We start from the raw sequence: 19,007 nt of genomic DNA on the forward strand, positions 1-19,007 counted from the left end.
TCAATAAAGAGCGCATTAAACGGTTGTACAGAACCACAATCGGGTTTAGCATCTTCGCCTGAACAAGAAAAAGAGCATAAACGAGGAAACTTGCATGGCTGTCACCCTCTATCACAATCCACGCTGTTCCAAATCCCGTCAGACACTGGCGCTGCTGGAAGAACAGGGCGTCAGCCCGGACATCGTTCTGTATCTGGAAACGCCTCCTGACGAAGCTACCCTGAAAATCCTGTTAGAACAACTGGGTCTGACAGCCAGAGAACTGCTGCGGAAAGGGGAGCAGGAGTACAAGGATAATAATCTGAAGAACCCACAGCTGGATGATCAAGCGCTAATTCAGGCAATGCTGAAATACCCCAAATTGATTGAACGCCCCATTGTCGTCAATAAAGGGCAGGCCCGTATTGGCAGACCACCGGAATCGGTTCTGGAAATCCTTTAGATGCTAGATCAAATGAAAATCAAGAAACTTCACCCAGACACCTCCAGGAAGGGCTGTCGATGACGCATCGATAAAAGGTCCACGGCATAACCGTTTGCGCGTCAACAGGCAGCAGCTTGGCACTGTGGGCAACACCAAAAGCAGCCTGATAACAGGAAACCACAAACATACTACAATACGTTCCACCTTTGCCGCTCAGTTCCGGAGGGATGATGTTTCGCACCTTATACCATTCAAGTTTGCTGACGTACTCTATGGCTTTTTTTCCAAAAAAAACGGACCTGAATATTGCGGTATGAGACTTAAAATAACTGAATGTGCCAGGCACGGAGGCGACTGGGAGGGAGTAGTCAGTAGAAGCGACGTTACTGCGTGATTTTCTTTCTATCAGCTTTACGTCATTGTTTGCAATGCACCACATTCTTGCCAGGTGAGACGCCTCCGTAGCAAAAGTATTTTGCTGGTCAGGGTTCAAGCGGTAAGCGAGGAAGCGGAAGCCTTTGTTTAGTCCAAAGGCACTAAACACCAGGCCATTGCGTGTTATATGGGATATCCACGGATGAGTCCCCACGTGACTGACAATAGAGGTGTGTGTCGCTGCATAATGAGGAATGCTCCAAAGAGGAATAGTCGATGCCCCCATGTGGAAATAAAAAAGAATATCACCCAGCTCCAAGTCATGCACATTCATGATATGACCTTGCACGCATTCATTTATAATTGCTCAGCTGCAATCATTTTAGTTAACGGTATGTCAGATTGGTGGATGGAGTCTGCCAAATCAAACTTATCAGAATGAAAACACCAAACAGTATGAGCAAAAATGTGAAGAACCAGACAATGATAAAAAAAGTCGCCTTCGTTTACCCGTTGACCATGGGCTTGTACGCCTGCCTGATGCTGACATTACTCGCAGAAACCTGGTGGCTGAATCCACCACCGGGTTCGAGACTGGCCATTACGGCTATTCAGCTTATTCCTCTGACTCTGCCCCTGCAAGGGCTATTAAAGCGCAATCCAAGATCAGCCGCATGGCTGTGTTTTATCCTGTGTTTCTACTTTATCAGCGGAGTTTTATCGGTTTCCGCCCAGCCTGAGTCACCACACGGCTGGTTAACAGCAGGCGTCAGCTGTCTTCTTTTTACTGTGTCATTGTTGTTTATTCGCTGGCAGAGTCGATTAATGAAAGCCAGCTAACATACCCGGCTTTTAGCTTCTGGCTTCTGCCTTCTGGCTATTAGCAGTTCATACAGCCACCAACTAACAGCCAACAGCCAACAGCCAACAGCCAACAGCCAACAGCCATATATTCTAATAGATAAATTCAAAACGCATCCGGGCCTGCCCGTCCACCACCTGTGCAGGTTCGATATGTAAACGCTTGCTATCGACTCCCGCCTCCAGCAGACAGTTCCTTATCGTTTGCTCACGCCCTTCAGCCAGCTTCTGAAAACTTTCCGGCTTGACCGGCCAGTGACTCACCAGCCAGTTTTCCGCCCTGACAACCCGCTGTTGCTGTGACAACTCGCCTACCTCCGGAAGTCGGCGATTGTGAATACGCAGATACATCTGCTCAATTAGCTGTTCACGGGTTTCTAAAGGAATGCCGGCAACATTTTCAGGCTTTTCCTTAAGCAAGGTAGAGTAAAGTTCCAGCAGGTCTACATCCAGCTCTGCCCTGGCAAGACCTGCCCTGTCAGCCGTTCTGGAAGCAAATCCCTGAAACGACAAAGCAAGCGCAGGCCTGCGATTTAATACACTTGTCCATTGACGAACCGTTTGTTCAGACTCATTACACAACAGTGCCTTTCCGGGCTGGTAATCAATCTTTTCAACCAGAGGTGTCTGGCTGCCTGACAGCTGACCCAGATAGAGTAAAGGCTTATCCGTCACACGCTTGAGACTTACCTTTACGCTGTTCTGCAACAGGTTAATCAGCGCAGAAGACAGGTTTTTTTCAGGCAGTTTATGTGCCGCAACCGGCACAACGATTCGCCCTTTATTGTCCGTCATAACAGCCCGAATTAAAGGCAAGTTCCAGTCTGTTGCTGAACCGTTATCGGGTCGCGCGGTAAAACGAGTAAACGTCAGTCGCCCTTTGGCATGTCGTTCACCTGCCCCCCAGGACAACTGCATGACTGTACCCATCTTACTGCCTGCCAGGTCGTAACCTGCCACGACCCGCTTCTGTTTTGATACGGTTCCAAGGTCAACTTCTCTCAGATTGATCCGGGCTTTACCCTGACCATCACTATGAAGCTCTGCATCCACGACAACAGGCAATGTCTGCAAAGCGTAAGCAGCCCCCTTTAAAGTCAGCGCCTGCTCACTAATGCGAACAAGCTGCCCGTTCAGGTTGCTAAGCTCAGCTTTGCCGTGGTCGCTTTGCCATTGAGCTGGTTGGGAAAATAGATTCAGCCGCCTGAGTTCCAGCTCTGAAAAAGCCTTCAGTTGTTCTGGCAACAATGCCAGCGCCTGTTCACTCAAGAGTGCATCTGCATCATTCAGAGAGCCTTTAACTACCGATACGCTGCCATCAGACAAAGAGAACCCCAGCAGCTCAAGCTCGTCCCAGCGGATTTTCTGATCTTCAGCAAAGCTCATAAGCCCCTGCCGAAGTATCAGCGTCCCTTCCATACTGACACTCTGCCTGGGCGACCAGAAAACGCTCTGATTAGCACTGACTGTCGCCTGCTCCCAGTGTTCAAAAGAACTGTCAGGAAACGCTCCCTGAATCGTATCCAGCGGTACATTCCGAACATCAAGCTCACCATTAAGCTCACGAGCGCCCAGATCGAACTGTCCCTGAAATGCCCAATCACCCTTCTCAGATAAACCATCAATCGACAGTTTTAATTCACCACTGTTGCTGGTCTGTATCTGTATTGACTGATAGGCCAGAGAGGCCGCCAATGGTTGCGTCCCAGTGCGAGACAGAAACAAACCGCCCTTGCCCAGTTCAAAAGACTTTACGACGGTTGTCATATATTTCTGAAGCGGTGAAGACGCAGTCGACACTGAACTGCCCAGGCGATCCAGATCAACATTAATAAATGGGCTTTGAAAATAAAGGCCGGATAGTTGCAGGGCATCAGAAGAACTGAGAGTTGACAGGGGAATACGCATGCGAACTTCATCTGCACTGATCTGTAACCCTGGTACCAGATACAGGTCGGAATCTTTAAGAATCAGCTCCCCGCTCAGCAGGGAGTAATCCACTCGCACGGGTAGAATTTCAATACCCGATTCCTGCGACAGCCTTTCCAGAAAGTGACGAGCCAGTCGTTCAGGCAAAAGAAAATAACCTGACAAAAGAGTCAGGAAAATAAGCAATCCAGCTAAGGCACTGACAAACCAACGAGACTGCGATTGGTTTTGCATAGATACTCTCTGGTTACGCAGGTTAAAAGAGCAAACCGATATTTCGTATGATTAAGGGGCGCAGCATTCAATAACTTACCGGGCGTTTGGCGGTTGGCTATTAGCTGCTCATACAGCCAACCGCCAATAGCCAATAGCCAATAGCCAATAGCCAATAGCCAATAGCCAATAGCCAATAGCGGTATATGCTAACCTTCAGCTCCTCAGTACTCAGCTACCAGCTCATAACCTGTTTCACAAAAGGGATGGTCAGCTTTCTTTTAGCCCTCAATGAGGCGCTGTCGAGCTTCTGAAGAATCCTGAATAAATGCCCCATATCGCGGTTACTGCGATAGATAATGAAGCGGGCAACATCTTCATTCATGTCCAGTCCCCGCAGATGAGCACGCAACTGCAAGGCCGCGACTTTTTCTTTATCGACCAGCGGATGAACCTGAAACACTACCCCCCAGCTGAGCCGGGAAACCAGGTCTGGCAACTCAATCTTCAGAGCTTTGGGAGAACTGTCAGCCGCTACCAGCAAGCGGGTGTTTGCATCGCGCAGACGGTTGAAAAGATCGAACAGGGCTTCTTCCCATTCCGGAATACCTGCCGCCGCATTGATATCATCAATACAGACCAGTTGCAGACTTTCCATCCCTTCCAGAAGCTTTGAAGGATAGTGCACCAGTTCATTCATAGGCAGATAAATACTGCGCCCCTGGCGACTATCGACTTGATGGCAGGCAGCCTGCAGTAAATGACTGCACCCCACACCACTGGAGCCATACAGATAGATAAATTGCTCAGTTTCTATGCCGGGAACCTGTCGATCGATATCCAGCATATTAACCAATGCAGCATTCTGTCCGCTGAAAAAGTTAGCGAATGTAGCATCGTCCCTTAACTGGACGCTGAGTGGCAATTGCACAGGCAGACTCATATACGACATCAGGCAATGGATTGATAATATTTCACAGGCACTGCCCCACGTATAAAAACGCTACAGCCCCTGACTTTTCTGGCACCGGTGTTAGGTATTCTGTTACACCTTGCATGGTTCACTCCTCAGGCTGCTTTCCAGGCTACTCTTTACAAGCTACTCGCCAGGCTCGCCCGCATGATAAAGGTCACTTGCCTTGTAATTCCGATGCAGATGACGCAAGAGTACCATAATAATTGCAGCAAGTGGCAGTGCAATCAGCATGCCAATGAAACCAAACAACTGTCCACCTGCCATTAATGCAAAAATAACAGCCACCGGGTGCAAACCAATTTTATCCCCAACCAGCCATGGGGTAAGGACATAGCCTTCCAGCATCTGCCCAACGGTAAATACCGCTGTCACGGCCAGTAAAGCCCAGTATTGGTCAAACTGGAAAAGTGCGACAATGATCGCCGTGGCAAAACCAACAAAAAATCCCATGTAGGGAATGATGCTCGCCAGCCCTGCCAACAGACCAATCAGCATAGCGAACTGCAACCCGATCAGCCATAAGCCAGCGCTATAAATTACACCGAGCGCCAGCATAACCATTAATTGCCCTTTTAGAAAGGCTCCCAGCACTTCATCGCACTCTTTCGACAAGGTAACGACTTCTGCTTCCATATTCAGAGGCATGGTCAGACGCAAATGCAGCATCATTTTGTCCCAGTCCCTGAGCAGATAAAACGTTACCACCGGAACCAGAAAAAGATTAACCACAAACCCGGCGATTGCCAGTCCTGAAGACGTCACCTTACGACTCAGGTCTGCAATAATACCCCCGGTTTGCTGCCACTCGGCGGCCAGTTGCTTAACCACTACGCTCAGATCAAACCACTCTGGATCAACCTCAATATACGTGAGTAGCTCTGGTACCACATTGTTGCGAATCCAGGCTTCCCAGACCGGCAGCAGTTGTATCAGGGTTTTAATCTGGTGGAACAGTGCAGGAATCAGCACCAGCAACAACACCAGACCAACGATAAACAGGGCAAGAAACACCAACGTCACCGACAGGGAGCGACTCATACCCATTTTTTCCAACCGGTCAGCTAGAGGATCACCCAGATAAGCCAGGACCAGGCTGAGTACAAAAGGCGCAAGGATAGGGCTTAAAAAATGAATGACTAATCCAGTAGCCAGAGCCACGCCTGCCAGCATCCAACGTTGTCTTATGGTCATACCCGCTCCTGCAGCATGATTATTTTTTTCTATCGCCCGCGCCAACGATAGTGCAGATAACTTTCACCACCCACCGGCTGTCTATTCGGTTCAACCTTTTGCAGCTGACGCTCCAGCGCAATGGAGTCCGACAGTTGTGCCACGGTACCATCAATAGTAAGTTCCAGCTCCAGCTGATCCCCTGACACCCGTTTCACCATAACGTTTCGTACTGCGGTCAGACCTTCTACATAAGCAATGGCCCCCGCGTAGGCTTTGGTGGTGCCGGTGCCATCAATACGCATAATGGGGTTCTCACTGCTGCCAGCCGTCACAGCGTAATGTCTGGACAGAGTGTTACCCACCAGATCCGCCATAGCGAGCGCAACACCTCTGGCACTCAACGCTTCAATGCTGGCATCGTATCGCTGGTTTCGGAACAGAAGAACCAGTCGACCATTGTAGCGCTCACCCTTCTCCGTTTTGCTGACCGAGAGGCGGCCACCAAGAATTGATTCAGAGCCGTAGCGCACAGACGCTTCCGTCAACTTGCTGGAAAACAGTCCCCAGACATCCACAGCACTGATGGTCAGGTTATCGTCAAAATCCATCACCGGAAAGATCAACGGCAAAGCTCTGTGATCGAACACCTGACCAATGTTTTCTGACAACTCTGTTGATTTGCCACTGCTTTGAATCTGCCGTCGCCCGCCATCATCAACGGCCAGCCACATCAGGGTGGTGGACCGGTTTTCTCCCCAGATGCCCAGACCGTTGTCCCGAAGCAGTCGGGTTATTGCTTTATCATTAAACTGGGTGACCAGCATTAACTGTCGCTGCCCATCCACTTCATCCCGGTGGTAGCTGTATCCCTGCAGATAATTCGTGGCCTTCTGCAGCGCACGCTTTACGGCCGGATTGGACAGGGTCTGCCGTTGCCCTGTCACCCTGACCAGCACTTCCGACATTGCCCTGAACGTTGCCTGCCTGCGGTCATCACTGTCCTGCCCGGACACCGGCACCTCGACCTGATAAAGGTCATTGACCTGAGAAGCCATTGATAGCTGAGGCAACAGAAACAGTAATGAGCAGGCTAATAACAGCAAACCCTGGCGTGGCAGCCATAACGTCGTTTTTTCTGAAAACTTCAAACTTTTCGCCTTCGCCACATTACTTTTTGCTTTCGCCACACAACAAGCCATGACAGCTAACGACATGCCTGGAACCTTGAAAACTAATAAAAAATAGATTTTGCCATAACTCCCCCGCGCACAACAGGTAAAAACTCGCATCAGTACCTGCCTTTACGCTAGAATGCGCGCTCTGATCATTGACCCTCGACATAGTTCGACTTAAATACTTAGGTGCGGAACCACCTCCTATGAGTAAAATCGACAGCGATTCCTCCAAAGACTCTCTTAGCTACAAGGATGCAGGCGTAGACATCAGTGCAGGCAACACACTGGTTGAACGTATCAAGCATGTAGCAAAAGCCACTAAACGCCCGGAAGTAATGGGCGGACTGGGTGGCTTCGGAGCACTGTGCCAGATCCCGACAGGTTATAAGGAGCCTGTCCTTGTTTCCGGAACCGACGGCGTAGGCACTAAACTGAAACTGGCCATGGAGCTGAACAGGCATGACACCATCGGCATTGACCTGGTGGCTATGTGTGTCAATGACCTGCTGGTGTGTGGCGCCGAACCACTGTTTTTCCTCGACTATTACGCAACAGGCAAGCTGAACGTCGATGTCGCAGAACAGGTCGTCACCGGTATTGGCAAAGGCTGCGAACAGTCAGCCTGCGCCCTGATTGGCGGTGAAACCGCAGAAATGCCCGGCATGTACCAGGGTGAAGATTACGATCTGGCTGGTTTTTGTGTCGGCATTGTAGAAAAGAAAGACATCATCGACGGCTCCAAAGTCTCTGCCGGTGATGTCCTGATCGGACTGAAGTCCAGCGGCCCACATTCCAACGGCTACTCCCTGATTCGCAAAGTGCTGGAAGTGACAGACGCGGACCTGACCCGGGAAGTTGACGGTAAGCCTCTGGCTGACGCACTGCTGGCACCTACCCGTATTTACGTCAAATCCCTGTTACAACTGCGCAGGGAAATGCCGGTACATGCCATGGCACACATTACCGGTGGTGGTTTAACTGAAAACCTGCCACGGGTGATTCCGGAAGGTTGCCGCGCAGCTATTGACACCAGCAGCTGGGACATTCCGCAAGTATTCCGCTTCCTGCAGGAAGGCGGAAATATCGCCCAGTCTGAAATGTATCTGACCTTCAACTGTGGTGTTGGCATGGTGATCTGTGTACCTGAGGAACAGGCAGAACAGGCCGTCGCCCGTCTGAACGAGCTGGGCGAAGACGCCTTTATTATTGGTCATATGGAAGCGGGCGAAGGCGAACAGGTCGTTTATCGTTGACATCCTCCTCGCCGTAAACGACGAGGATTCCTACAGCTAGACGGCAGTGCCCTGCCGCAGTGCATCCCTTACCAGTAGCGGGACACACCTCATTCGCTTTCTTGCCCTACGGTTAAGATTGTCGAGTAAACGACACGGGCAAAAAACGGAGGTAATTTAGTTTTTTACTTTCCTGTCTTGGCAGCGTAATCGCTAAAACATCCAAGACAAAAAAAAGATAGAACAGAGAGCTTGCTTTGCAAGCTGAACTTAGGGGAACGGAAGGTTAGAATATACCGCTGTTAGCTATTAGCTTTTGGTGGTTGGCTGTCTGAGCAGCTAATAGCCAACCGCCAAAAGCCCGGTAAGACATTGAATGCTGCGCCCCTTACATCCCCTCACTAAAAGTAAGGGGTTTTACGTTTGAAGTGATAAGATTCATCAAAATAAAGAGTCACATCCACATCTATGAGCATGAGCATGAGCAGCAAACGCATTGTCGTCCTGCTGTCTGGAAATGGCAGCACCCTGCAGGCACTCATTGATCAGCAGCCTGTTTCTCATTACGAAATCGTCGGTGTTTTCAGTAACTGCCCTGATGCTTATGGTTTGCAGCGAGCAAGAAACGCCCATATCACGGGTCACGCCGTTGACCACAAAAATTTTCCTAACCGAAGTGCATTCGACCAGCACCTATTGCAGAAAATCAATCCACTGAATCCTGACTATGTGGTTCTTGCCGGCTATATGCGCATCCTGTCCAGTGAGTTTGTCCAGCACTTTTCAGGCCGACTGATCAACATTCATCCATCCCTGTTGCCAAAACATAAAGGGCTGAACACCTACCAAAGCACTCTGGCACTGGGCGACAGGGAGCACGGAACCACTGTGCATTTTGTATCGGATGAACTCGACAGTGGAGCCATAATCCTTCAGGCATCACTGCCTGTCCATCCTGTGGACACCGTCCAAACCCTTGAACAACGGGTGAAAGCCATGGAGCACAAAATCTACCCGCTGGCTGTAGACTGGCTTTGCTCTGGCCGACTCATCGGTAAGGACAGTGTGGTATGGCTTGACAACCACCCCCTGCCCAAACAAGGATATTTATTGCAGGAAGAAAATCTGGACCAACAATGCCAAAGATTATCAATCAAACCCTCAAGAGCCTGACCCTTATTGGCTCTTTACTGATGACGGCAGTACCTTTTACCTTTGCCGCCTCCGAACCTCAGGCTGGCGTTTCCGCCGACAAAGCTACAGCCACAAAGCCGTCAACTCAAACCCTACAACCAAAGCCGTTTACCGCCCATTACAGTACCCGTTATAGCGGTTTTAGTGCCAGGGGGGCTCGTTCTCTGAGTAAAAATGGCGATGAGTGGACTCTGGAGTTCAGCGCTGATGCCAGCGTCGTCAGCCTGACAGAAATAACCCGCTTTACCATAAACAAAGATCGGGTAAGGCCGGTGTTTTATCGCTATAAACGTGGCGGGCTGTTTGGCAGCAAACCTGAAGAGGCACACTTTGACTGGCAGAAGATGCAGGCAAAATGGAACCATGAAGAGCAGCCTGTAACCTTTCCTGCCCATGCTCAGGACAGACTTTCCTATCAATATCAATTAGGGCTTGACCTTGCAGCCGGAAAAACCGATTTACATTACCCCATTGTTGATGATGACGAAGTCTATGAACGGGAGTTCATCATTGAAGGTGAGGAGGTGTTGGAAACAGAAGCTGGTAAACTGAACACCGTGCGAGTCAAAATCAAACGGGACAGCAATAAACGTCAGACATGGATCTGGTTTGCCAAAGACTGGAATTACGTTCTGGTCAAATTCTTGCAAAAAGATGATTCAGAATACCTGATAGAGTTTGCTGAAGGCGAGGTAGACGGTCGAAAGATTATTGGCCTGAAAGCCTCTTAAACTTTTCCTCTTTTCTCACAAACAGAACTGGAGTACCTTGTGCGAGTTCTACACACAATGCTGCGTGTTGGTGACCTGGATCGTGCCATTGCTTTTTACACCGATGTACTGGGTATGAAGCTGCTGCGGAAGCATGATAACGAAAAGTACCAATATACCCTGGCTTTTGTTGGCTACGCCGATGAGTCTGAGCAGGCCGTCATTGAGCTGACTTACAACTGGGGAACCGACAGCTACGATCAAGGCACAGCCTTTGGTCATATCGCCATTGGTGTTGATGATATCTACGCCACCTGTAACACCATTCGAGCCAACAACGGTAATATTACCCGTGAGCCTGGTCCGGTTCTGGGTGGCAGCACTGAAATAGCTTTTGTCACAGACCCGGATGGTTATAAAATCGAACTGATCCAGATGAAAGGTGCAACCAAAGGCTTGAAAGGCTGAGTACTTTTCACAAAAGAACCTATCACGAAGGAAGCGACGACAGTGTTTGTTAATACAGTTGCCGCTTCCTTCTTTTTGTTTATTTAACTATTAATTTAACTACTAATAAGCCAGATGCCTCACTGTCGTTTACTTGTCTTTCTGTTCTCCATTCTTAGTTTTTTGTCTGGCTGCTCCAGTAATGTGGATAAAGTCATTGTCAGGGAAATAGCCGCCAAAGACCCCTGGGCTAATACGCTCATAAATATTGAAAAAGACGTCGTCGCCTTTGAAGCGCTGGTCAGAATACTGTCCCGTGAGGCTCGGGTGAACTGGGGTGATGAAAAACAGGCGAGCAATAACGAGTATGTGAAGTACACCAATAACTACCGGACCCGGGTTATTGTTAACTTTGAAACCGGGAAGATACACGTAGAAACCCTTGACCACAAAGATTTACGTCAGGCCATTATCGTTACCCTTCTCACGCCTTACGACCCGGATAAGGTTGATCTGTTCAGCGATAAAGCCATTGAGCTGGGCGAAGAACCCATGCTCTACGGACAGGTGCTGGATCATGAAAAGAAGCCTATCCGCTGGGAATGGCGTGCTGGCAAGTTTGCTGACTACCTGGCTGCCAACCGGCAAACCACCCGCCGCAGTAAAAAGGGAACGGTTTACTCAGTTGATATTGACCTGATAAAAAATCATATTGAAAAACGACAGTATCAATACGCCAGTACCGTACGACAACATGCCCGTAAATATAACGTCAAGGAAAGCCTGATCTATGCGGTGATGCGTACAGAAAGCTCCTTTAACCCTTATGCGGTCAGCCCATCCAACGCTTACGGACTGATGCAGATCATTCCTGCCACCGCCGGACGGGACGTATTCCAGCGCTTGAAAAAACGTAATGACCAGCCGACCAAGGCTTACCTGTTTCAGCCTTTTAACAATGTCGATACAGGCACAGCCTACTTGCACCTGCTCCAGAACCATTACCTGAAGAAAGTACAGAACCCCCTGTCAAAACATTATGCCGTGATTTCCGCTTACAATGGCGGCACAGGCAATGTATTAAAAACCTTCCATTCAGATCGTGGCAAAGCCATGGATATTCTGAACAGTATGCGGCCAGAGCAGGTGTACTGGGCGTTAACCCAGCGCCACCCTCGTGAGGAGTCAAGGAATTACCTGAAGAAGGTGACGACGGCTCAAAAAGATTTCTACAAAGGCGACGTTTGACTTATAAATTGCGCCCTTTGTCTGCCGCAATCCGCAGTCTCAGGGCGTTTAACTTGATAAACCCTTCCGCGTCACCCTGGTTGTAAGCGCCTGCGTCCTCTTCAAAAGTCGCTACAGCCTCATCAAACAGGGTGTCGTCGGACTGACGGCCAACAACAATGATATTACCTTTGTAGAGTTTTACCCGAACAATGCCGTTTACATGCCGCTGGCTCTCATCAATCATTTTCTGCAGCATTTCACGTTCTGGTGACCACCAGTAACCGTTGTAGATCAGCTTGGCGTAACGGGGCATCAGCTCGTCTTTCAGGTGCGCTACTTCACGATCCAGTGTGATGGATTCAATGGCCCGGTGCGCCTTAAGCATAATGGAACCACCCGGTGTTTCATAACAACCCCGGGACTTCATGCCCACATAACGGTTCTCAACGATATCCAAACGTCCAACGCCATTGGCACCGCCCACCTTATTCAGGTATTCCAGCACCGTTGCCGGCGTCATGGTTTCACCGTTGATGGCAACGATATCGCCCTTTTCGTAGGTCAGATCAAGGTAAGTGGCTTTATCCGGTGCCTCCTCAGGAGAGACTGTCCAGCGCCACATATCGTCTTCCGCCTCAGTCCAGGGATTTTCCAGAATGCCGCCTTCATAGGAAATATGCAGCAGGTTGGCGTCCATTGAATAAGGCGACTTACCCTTTTTCCGCTCAACCTCAATGCCGTGCTGATCACAATAGTTCAGCAGTTTTTCCCGGGAATTGAGGTCCCACTCACGCCAGGGGGCAATGACCTGCACACCCGGCTTCAGGGCATAAGCACCCAGCTCAAAACGCACCTGATCATTACCTTTGCCGGTCGCACCATGGGAGATCGCGTCCGCACCGGTTTCATTGGCAATTTCAATCAGACGTTTGGAAATCAGCGGACGGGCAATAGAGGTTCCCAGCAGGTACTCACCTTCATAAACCGTATTCGCCCGAAACATGGGGAACACAAAGTCACGAACAAACTCTTCCCGCAGGTCTTCAATATAAATTTCCTTAATACCCAGGGCTTCCGCCTTGGCCCGGGCAGGCTCTACTTCCTCCCCCTGTCCAAGGTCGGCGGTAAAGGTAACCACCTCGCATTCGTAAGTATCTTCAAGCCATTTCGCAATGACAGACGTATCCAGCCCTCCGGAATAGGCCAATACCACTTTTTTTATCGCTTTCATTGAGGACTCCCGACTCCCGATTCCCGATTGGATAGCCATTCACTGCCAGCCAAGAGAATTCACTGTAAAATGCATTACTTATAAGCACTTATGTATATTTATGCTTTTTTTGAGCATATTAATTCACACAAGTTCCACTAGCAAGCCCTATTAACACCAAATAATGACTTGCTCATCAAATAAACAGCCAACAGACAAAAGCAGACAGCAAATATCGACAATGACGCGAGCTCTGGACTTTCTGGTCAGCCCGCTTCCTGTCAACGTTATCATCTCAAAATTTGCGAGACTCTGAACTCTTGATTAAAACCGCAACGAACGCAACATTCGTTGTTATGATTAAGGCTCAAGCTGCCTTGTTAGATTTTTAAGAAGGACGTTTCTCGCACCGTTGATGTCTCTGTCAACGGTGAAACCATTGCCTTTTATAACTTTTGATGAACCAAGCCGATCATCAATACTGCCATCCCATGAGCGGGTCTTTGACGTGTACGCTTCATTGCAATCCACAACGTGCTTTCCGTACTTTCTGGCGTACCACTTCAAACGCACCTTAAACCCGTAATGATTGAGATCTAGCATCTGGCGGCAGGTATTCCGGCGTATGGTACGCACCTTTTTGTCTTTTCGTGTGACCATACCCCTCGTCTCGAAAGACGGCAGAAAGATAACGTCATAATTGGATACAAGCTCGAACGCCAGTCGGTTATGCAAGTCCAGAATAATGTCATCTTTCTTGCACTTGAGGCGGTTAATCTCTTTGTCAAAGTTGACAATACGATCCTGCGCCCACTGAGGCATGTCAGGAAACTTTATGCCTTTTTGGGTGTTCAGAATCTTTTGTTTTTGCCCAATGAGATTGTCAACTCGTTTCATAAGCGGGAACAACTTTTTTTTGGCAAAGTCATTTCCTGCAATTAAAGCCTCTTTATCGCTGAAACAGGTAGCAAAAGTTCGCACTCCGGGGTCTATCCCAACACACTTCACTGCGCCTTGGATATCGGCATTGAGTTCTATGTGTTGTTGAACCTGAATGAACCAGCGCCCTTTGTCACAGGTAATAACGCATGATTTACCAATGGCTTCGGCAGGCACTTCTTCCGTTAGATGAATTCTGCCCAACGCATTAACGCAAGGGTTCAATCCCTTTGGCAGTCTATCAATAGAGAATGAGTGCCTGCTTCCTTTACGGCTCTTAAAACTTATTTCTGAGAAACCTCCACTTGCCCCTTTGAGTTTTTTGTTTTTACTGCAAACAGACTTGAATGTTGTCGCTGCCGCTAGTGTTCCATTATCTGAAATAATAGAGTTATAAGCCCGTCCATTGTCTTTTTGCTCCTTCTCCACCTGAGCCTTTATCGACGGGCGCATATTAATAAATTTACCATTTTCGTCCTTGTATTTGTCATTGCGGAACCGCTCTACAGCCAGGTTGTAAGAACGCCTGTAAAGAGCAAGTGCATCCCTGTAGGCCGGTTCATTCTCCGGGTAAATTCTGATCCTTTTTGATGCTACGATCTTTGCGCCTTTTAGCGGAACGCTTTCCGTAGTGGCTGTTGCAGAACGAGGTAATGAAACCGATAAGCTCATGGGTATCAAAGGCTTCACCGGAACCATTCGAGTCATCCAAAACTTCGATTTGTCCTCCTGATAATTCAACGAGCCACTTGATAAGTTCGAATCCTGATCGTGCGAGCCTGTCTTTTGTGGTAACCACAATGTGGGTTGGATGGTCGCACATCGCTGATTCCAGAATGGTTTGCAGTCCTTTTCGTTTAAAGTTGAAAGCACTGGCAATGTCACTGATAAATTCTGCGTCAGGATGCCTTTCGAGCAAGCGTCGCCTTTGCGTAGCAATGGAAGATTTTTGCTTCCCTGAGCTAACCCTTGCATAGCATATCTTCCTCTGCTGGTTGATGAATATGCGGTAGTGACCCCCGCTCGTTTGCATTATTTTCTCGTAATGACCGCTTTCGATCTTTCGCCTTATTGTCTGGGTTGTTACGCCCTCAATCTTGGCAAGTTTGGTTGTGGATACCCACAAAATAAACGCCTCTGGCTATCTATGTTGTTGTCAGTATAACAAGTTATGTTGCGATTGTTGCATTTTTATTTAACTGTTACGACAAGAACCGAAAACTCAGAAACTCAAGCACTCCAGGCAAAATATCACTCCCCCTTTTTATTGAAGCGCTCCGCCACTACTCTTGCTGCCCGTATGCCTTTTTTTTCTTCGCCCCCATATCCGAAGTTTGCTAAATAGTGAGGGTTCACAGCCAGCAAGAGCCGTGATAGTCTAGGAGGCCAGTATGTATTACGGCTATGCCCAATTTTTGCGGGAAACACTATGCCTACAATTTTAAAACCGGGAATTATGTTAGGAAAATTAACTTCACAAATTTCTCGTAGATAGGGAAACTGCATGACTATTGGATCCAGGGGACAGGTGCAGGGAATGGCAAAGCCTTTAAATTCTGTTGCATCGATCAGATAAGTATGAACCGTGAGATTTCTGTTATGACCGTACACTAAGGTAGCAGGGACTTTACTCATGAGAGAATAACTGGAGAAAGAGGCGCAAATGCTTGTTAGGATGCCGCTGTTAAATGTATTCCCGCCTTGTGCTCCGCATAATCGCTGAAACAATTCTTCTCTTTCGCATCTGGAAGCTGTGAGGTGAAAGCCACTTTCCAGAATCTCTCCCGGATTGCCATATTGGGTTCGATAAACATAACCAGAAAAGTAGGACGGGCTCGCTTCCACAAGAACCGCATCATTATTAAAATTACGACACCAGCTGCTACAAAGATAACTGGCACCCGCTACATTCATTGTATTTTGGAACTTAGCTGGATTGCGCAAACGCAACAAATTGCTTCCAGCAAAAATTCTTTCTTCATCCAGCATCGTGAAGCTCTCGTTTAACCATCCCCAAAACCTGCCGGACGTAAATATGTTCCAGCAACAACTTTTCCTGTCAAAGCGTCGTTATCGAGCAGGTGCTGGTCGACCGTACATGTCAGGATAGCTTGTTTGACTCAAGCTTCAAGTGGATGAGACAGGCGCACATCAAAAGACAAATGTCTTTCAATAAATGCTTCCGGAGTCGGGCTAATTAACGAAACTATCCTGCTGACCGGGTTTCCATAACAGCACACTCAGAAAGAGTATGCTATACGTAGCTGAACTGAAGAATTTACTCTACTAAACATCCAGTGGAATATAGATTCCCGATTGACTTAAGCCAACTCTGCCCAAGTCACTATGTACCCAGAAGAGGAAATTATGAGGAAGTACAACTTATTAAAAATGTTATCGCAATTTTTACTGGTACTTTCATTTTTTTTCTTTATTGCCAAAGGTTATGGCTTTTCAGCCACTTTACAGATCGCACCATGGCATAAACCGATTTCTCTACTTGCAGGAGTTAAGCTGAAAGCCTGGCTGTCATCAGAAAATATCCGGGATAGTAATAAATCAGTCAGTGAATTTATCAGGCACTACATGGTGACAGCACCTAATCATGGGGCTACCCTTTCACAAGGAAAAGAGACCACAACTTCTGGAAAAAAAACAGGGCAGGGTCATTTTTCCACAGAGCAGAATAAAAGGAAAAACTCACAACCTGTAACGAACAATGTAGATTTACTTAACAGCCTTACTAAAATTGGCACTATTCTAAAAAAAACTCCTGATGTAATGCTGATTCTTGTCTGGGATATTGACGATACTATTTCTTACAGACAACCGAATTATCAAGCTATAGCGGCTGAATTACAGTTAAACATGCAGAGTGCTAACAGTTTTGAATCATGGAGAAAGAATGGACAATTAATGTTAATTCTGAATACAGCACGCGCCTATGACGAATTTGATTTTTTTAATCCGGAACTTTACGTTCCACAAGCGGACTTCATTATCACCAACGGTGGCTCCCGTTATTTTATTAATAACTCTATTCATAACGGGTTTTCTCTTCAAAAATCCCAATATACTGAATTCTTTCCGGGTGTCACATTTCCACAAGTTCCCTGGCAAGTAATTATTCAACCTCCTTGTGTTCCCATCAGCAATACCGCATCTTTAGAGATAAGGTGCCCCCAAGGCATTATCACCAATCAGGCATACAATTGGTTTTTCGGTCTGCTGAGAGGTTTTTTTGTATTTGGGGTATGGGGGCAGCACATTAAAGAGCCAGGGCAACATGACCTGATTTTTGCGTACCATAAAGTTTTTAATAAAGGAGCTGCGTTTGCCCGCTTGATCAACATAATCTCAGGTCAAGTTCCTGACATTCGGAAAAAAGTAAAATGGGTAGCGACTGCGGGTGACAGTCTTATGGACACCTCCATGATGAACACACGGATGGATTACCCGTTCAACGCGATAGCACCAACCCCCCAAAGCCCGGGCCTGCCTGTTAACACGACATACATTGGAACTGTCTTATCAAAAGGAGGTTACTTGCAGGAGAAACGATTCAAGCCACTTTTTGATGAGAGGACAACCGTTCATTCCAGAGTCAAAAGTATTGCCGGCATTATCGAAGGAACAGCAGAGCTATTGCTAAGACATATAAGTGGTTTATGAGACTTTTGCCGACTGCACCCGAAGTACTGGGTAAAAACAGCAAAATCCATGCGTTTCAGGCAAAATATCACTACCATGTATAAACGATATTCGCTAGGATGCCCTTCCGGATACAAACGGCCTTTTTATCAGGCTTTACCGGAACAGGTACACTACCCCTTATGACCCAACAGCTTACCCTGACACGCCCTGACGACTGGCACCTGCACCTGCGCGATGGTGACGCACTGGCAGAAACGGTGGCCTCCGCAGCCAGAACCTTTGCCCGTGCGATTGTAATGCCAAACCTGCGCCCCCCTGTAGTGACTGTTGAAGACGCCACTGCCTATCAGCAGCGCATTACGGCAGCGACTCCCCAGGGCGCTGATTTTGAACCACTGATGACGCTGTACCTGACGGACCAGACCACACCGGAAATGATTTATGCCGCCAAAGCCCGGGGTAATATCAAGGCTCTGAAATTGTACCCTGCCGGCGCCACCACCAACTCTGACTCCGGTGTCACCGATCTGGCCCATATTCATGACACGCTTCATGACACACTGGCCGCCATGGCAGAATGTGGTATTCCATTACTGGTACACGGTGAAGTCACCGATCCGGACATCGACATCTTTGACCGTGAAAAAGTCTTTATCGATCGCTACCTGCGCGATCTGGTTAAGCGCTTCCCGACACTGAAAATTGTTATGGAACACATTACCACTGCCGATGCCGTGGAGTTTGTGACGAATGCGCCAGCCAACGTCGGCGCTACCATTACCGCGCACCACCTGCTGTTTAACCGGAACGACATGCTGGTCGGCGGTATTCGCCCACACTACTTCTGCCTGCCGATCCTGAAGCGCAATAGCCACCAGCAAGCGCTGTTAGAAGCAGCCACCAGCGGCAACCCGAAATTCTTCCTCGGTACTGACTCCGCGCCACACGTTAAGGATGCAAAAGAAGCAGCCTGTGGCTGCGCTGGCTGTTACACTGCGCCGGCAGCGCTGGAAATGTACGCTGAAGCATTTGAGATGATGAACGCACTGGACAAACTGGAAGCCTTTGCCAGCCATCACGGCCCGGACTTCTATGGTTTGCCCCGTAATACCAAGACTGTCACTCTGACCAAAGAAGACTGGCAGCTACCGGAGAGCATTGCCTACGGCGATGATCAGGTAATCCCCCTGAGAGCTGGCGAAACCCTGACCTGGCGTCTGGTTCGCTGACTGCCTGCTGAATGATGAATTAAGGAGATTCCGTGG

Annotated in this window: 18 protein-coding genes; 9 read left to right on the forward strand and 9 right to left on the reverse strand. The window is 48.4% G+C overall.

Annotated elements, in window-relative coordinates; all coding sequences use genetic code 11:
- Window positions 1–94: 94 nt before the first annotated feature.
- Window positions 95–442: an arsenate reductase (glutaredoxin) gene (gene arsC / locus NX720_RS02580; protein ID WP_262599194.1), complete on the forward strand. Its 348-nt coding sequence runs from the start codon at window positions 95–97 to the stop codon at window positions 440–442.
- A gap of 19 nt (window positions 443–461) precedes the next feature.
- Here the strand turns inward: arsC and NX720_RS02585 are convergent, their stop codons facing one another.
- Window positions 462–1,133 carry a hypothetical protein gene (locus tag NX720_RS02585; protein WP_262599195.1) on the reverse strand — a complete coding sequence of 224 codons (672 nt, stop codon included), beginning with the start codon at window positions 1,131–1,133 and terminating at the stop codon, window positions 462–464.
- A gap of 122 nt (window positions 1,134–1,255) precedes the next feature.
- Here NX720_RS02585 and NX720_RS02590 point away from each other — a divergent pair, with 122 nt between their 5' ends.
- On the forward strand, window positions 1,256–1,639 hold the full coding sequence (locus NX720_RS02590) for a DUF2069 domain-containing protein (RefSeq protein ID WP_262599196.1): 384 nt from the start codon (window positions 1,256–1,258) through the stop codon (window positions 1,637–1,639).
- A 114-nt stretch (window positions 1,640–1,753) separates the two neighbouring features.
- Here the strand turns inward: NX720_RS02590 and NX720_RS02595 are convergent, their stop codons facing one another.
- The 4 genes from NX720_RS02595 to NX720_RS02610 form a co-directional block, all read right to left on the reverse strand.
- Window positions 1,754–3,823 (reverse strand): DUF748 domain-containing protein, encoded by a 2,070-nt coding sequence (locus tag NX720_RS02595; RefSeq protein WP_262599198.1) that lies wholly within the window; start codon window positions 3,821–3,823, stop codon window positions 1,754–1,756.
- 214 nt (window positions 3,824–4,037) lie between these two features.
- Window positions 4,038–4,754, reverse strand: coding sequence for a DnaA regulatory inactivator Hda (hda, locus tag NX720_RS02600; RefSeq protein ID WP_404831041.1), 717 nt, complete (start codon window positions 4,752–4,754; stop codon window positions 4,038–4,040).
- A gap of 147 nt (window positions 4,755–4,901) precedes the next feature.
- Window positions 4,902–5,969, reverse strand: a complete 1,068-nt coding sequence (locus NX720_RS02605; protein WP_262599200.1) for an AI-2E family transporter — start codon at window positions 5,967–5,969, stop codon at window positions 4,902–4,904.
- Between the two features lie 29 nt (window positions 5,970–5,998).
- On the reverse strand, window positions 5,999–7,165 hold the full coding sequence (locus NX720_RS02610) for a DUF2066 domain-containing protein (RefSeq protein ID WP_262599201.1): 1,167 nt from the start codon (window positions 7,163–7,165) through the stop codon (window positions 5,999–6,001).
- Window positions 7,166–7,329: 164 nt separating this feature from the next.
- On the opposite strand from NX720_RS02610, the gene purM reads away from it, so the two are divergent.
- The 5 genes from purM (at window position 7,330) to mltC (ending at window position 11,957) form a co-directional block, all read left to right on the forward strand.
- The gene (gene purM / locus NX720_RS02615; protein WP_262599202.1) at window positions 7,330–8,379 is read left to right on the forward strand and encodes a phosphoribosylformylglycinamidine cyclo-ligase; all 1,050 of its coding nucleotides are present in this window, start codon (window positions 7,330–7,332) and stop codon (window positions 8,377–8,379) included.
- A 459-nt stretch (window positions 8,380–8,838) separates the two neighbouring features.
- A complete protein-coding gene (gene purN / locus NX720_RS02620; protein WP_262599203.1) occupies window positions 8,839–9,531 on the forward strand; it encodes a phosphoribosylglycinamide formyltransferase in 693 nt (230 codons plus the stop codon).
- Complete coding sequence (locus NX720_RS02625) at window positions 9,495–10,283, forward strand: DUF3108 domain-containing protein (RefSeq protein ID WP_262599204.1); 789 nt, start codon at window positions 9,495–9,497, stop codon at window positions 10,281–10,283. Before purN ends, NX720_RS02625 begins: the two co-directional genes overlap by 37 nt.
- Window positions 10,284–10,322: 39 nt before the next feature.
- Window positions 10,323–10,730 carry a lactoylglutathione lyase gene (gene gloA / locus NX720_RS02630; RefSeq protein WP_404831042.1) on the forward strand — a complete coding sequence of 136 codons (408 nt, stop codon included), beginning with the start codon at window positions 10,323–10,325 and terminating at the stop codon, window positions 10,728–10,730.
- Between the two features lie 114 nt (window positions 10,731–10,844).
- Complete coding sequence (gene mltC / locus NX720_RS02635; protein WP_262599205.1) at window positions 10,845–11,957, forward strand: membrane-bound lytic murein transglycosylase MltC; 1,113 nt, start codon at window positions 10,845–10,847, stop codon at window positions 11,955–11,957.
- Between the two features lies 1 nt (window position 11,958).
- On the opposite strand, the gene NX720_RS02640 is transcribed toward mltC, so the two are convergent.
- The 4 genes from NX720_RS02640 to NX720_RS02650 form a co-directional block, all read right to left on the reverse strand.
- Window positions 11,959–13,170: an argininosuccinate synthase gene (locus NX720_RS02640; RefSeq protein ID WP_262599206.1), complete on the reverse strand. Its 1,212-nt coding sequence runs from the start codon at window positions 13,168–13,170 to the stop codon at window positions 11,959–11,961.
- A 339-nt stretch (window positions 13,171–13,509) separates the two neighbouring features.
- Window positions 13,510–14,760 (reverse strand): RNA-guided endonuclease InsQ/TnpB family protein, encoded by a 1,251-nt coding sequence (locus tag NX720_RS02645; RefSeq protein ID WP_404831043.1) that lies wholly within the window; start codon window positions 14,758–14,760, stop codon window positions 13,510–13,512.
- Complete coding sequence (locus tag NX720_RS26925; protein WP_404831134.1) at window positions 14,648–15,121, reverse strand: recombinase family protein; 474 nt, start codon at window positions 15,119–15,121, stop codon at window positions 14,648–14,650. Before NX720_RS26925 ends, NX720_RS02645 begins: the two co-directional genes overlap by 113 nt.
- A gap of 218 nt (window positions 15,122–15,339) precedes the next feature.
- The gene (locus NX720_RS02650) at window positions 15,340–16,077 is read right to left on the reverse strand and encodes a hypothetical protein (RefSeq protein WP_262599208.1); all 738 of its coding nucleotides are present in this window, start codon (window positions 16,075–16,077) and stop codon (window positions 15,340–15,342) included.
- Between the two features lie 378 nt (window positions 16,078–16,455).
- Between NX720_RS02650 and NX720_RS02655 the strand changes: the two genes are divergently transcribed.
- Window positions 16,456–17,760 (forward strand): hypothetical protein, encoded by a 1,305-nt coding sequence (locus NX720_RS02655; RefSeq protein WP_262599209.1) that lies wholly within the window; start codon window positions 16,456–16,458, stop codon window positions 17,758–17,760.
- Between the two features lie 161 nt (window positions 17,761–17,921).
- Window positions 17,922–18,971 (forward strand): dihydroorotase, encoded by a 1,050-nt coding sequence (pyrC, locus tag NX720_RS02660; protein ID WP_262599210.1) that lies wholly within the window; start codon window positions 17,922–17,924, stop codon window positions 18,969–18,971.
- Window positions 18,972–19,007 lie beyond the last annotated feature (36 nt).

The sequence above is a fragment of the Endozoicomonas euniceicola genome (genome assembly GCF_025562755.1).
Taxonomy (GTDB): Bacteria; Pseudomonadota; Gammaproteobacteria; order Pseudomonadales; family Endozoicomonadaceae; genus Endozoicomonas_A; species Endozoicomonas_A euniceicola.

What these genes read in the sequence shown, in the direction of transcription:
- NX720_RS02610 (WP_262599201.1), bottom strand. Translation starts at nt 7,165, where the DNA reads ATGTCGTTAGCTGTCATGGCTTGTTGTGTGGCGAAAGCAAAAAGTAAT.
- NX720_RS02595 (WP_262599198.1), bottom strand. Translation starts at nt 3,823, where the DNA reads ATGCAAAACCAATCGCAGTCTCGTTGGTTTGTCAGTGCCTTAGCTGGA.
- NX720_RS02655 (WP_262599209.1), top strand. Translation starts at nt 16,456, where the DNA reads ATGAGGAAGTACAACTTATTAAAAATGTTATCGCAATTTTTACTGGTA.
- purM (WP_262599202.1), top strand. Translation starts at nt 7,330, where the DNA reads ATGAGTAAAATCGACAGCGATTCCTCCAAAGACTCTCTTAGCTACAAG.
- NX720_RS02605 (WP_262599200.1), bottom strand. Translation starts at nt 5,969, where the DNA reads ATGACCATAAGACAACGTTGGATGCTGGCAGGCGTGGCTCTGGCTACT.
- mltC (WP_262599205.1), top strand. Translation starts at nt 10,845, where the DNA reads ATGCCTCACTGTCGTTTACTTGTCTTTCTGTTCTCCATTCTTAGTTTT.
- NX720_RS02585 (WP_262599195.1), bottom strand. Translation starts at nt 1,133, where the DNA reads ATGAATGTGCATGACTTGGAGCTGGGTGATATTCTTTTTTATTTCCAC.
- NX720_RS02645 (WP_404831043.1), bottom strand. Translation starts at nt 14,760, where the DNA reads ATGAGCTTATCGGTTTCATTACCTCGTTCTGCAACAGCCACTACGGAA.
- pyrC (WP_262599210.1), top strand. Translation starts at nt 17,922, where the DNA reads ATGACCCAACAGCTTACCCTGACACGCCCTGACGACTGGCACCTGCAC.
- NX720_RS02590 (WP_262599196.1), top strand. Translation starts at nt 1,256, where the DNA reads ATGAGCAAAAATGTGAAGAACCAGACAATGATAAAAAAAGTCGCCTTC.
- NX720_RS26925 (WP_404831134.1), bottom strand. Translation starts at nt 15,121, where the DNA reads ATGCAAACGAGCGGGGGTCACTACCGCATATTCATCAACCAGCAGAGG.
- hda (WP_404831041.1), bottom strand. Translation starts at nt 4,754, where the DNA reads ATGTCGTATATGAGTCTGCCTGTGCAATTGCCACTCAGCGTCCAGTTA.
- NX720_RS02640 (WP_262599206.1), bottom strand. Translation starts at nt 13,170, where the DNA reads ATGAAAGCGATAAAAAAAGTGGTATTGGCCTATTCCGGAGGGCTGGAT.
- purN (WP_262599203.1), top strand. Translation starts at nt 8,839, where the DNA reads ATGAGCAGCAAACGCATTGTCGTCCTGCTGTCTGGAAATGGCAGCACC.
- NX720_RS02650 (WP_262599208.1), bottom strand. Translation starts at nt 16,077, where the DNA reads ATGCTGGATGAAGAAAGAATTTTTGCTGGAAGCAATTTGTTGCGTTTG.
- arsC (WP_262599194.1), top strand. Translation starts at nt 95, where the DNA reads ATGGCTGTCACCCTCTATCACAATCCACGCTGTTCCAAATCCCGTCAG.
- NX720_RS02625 (WP_262599204.1), top strand. Translation starts at nt 9,495, where the DNA reads ATGCCAAAGATTATCAATCAAACCCTCAAGAGCCTGACCCTTATTGGC.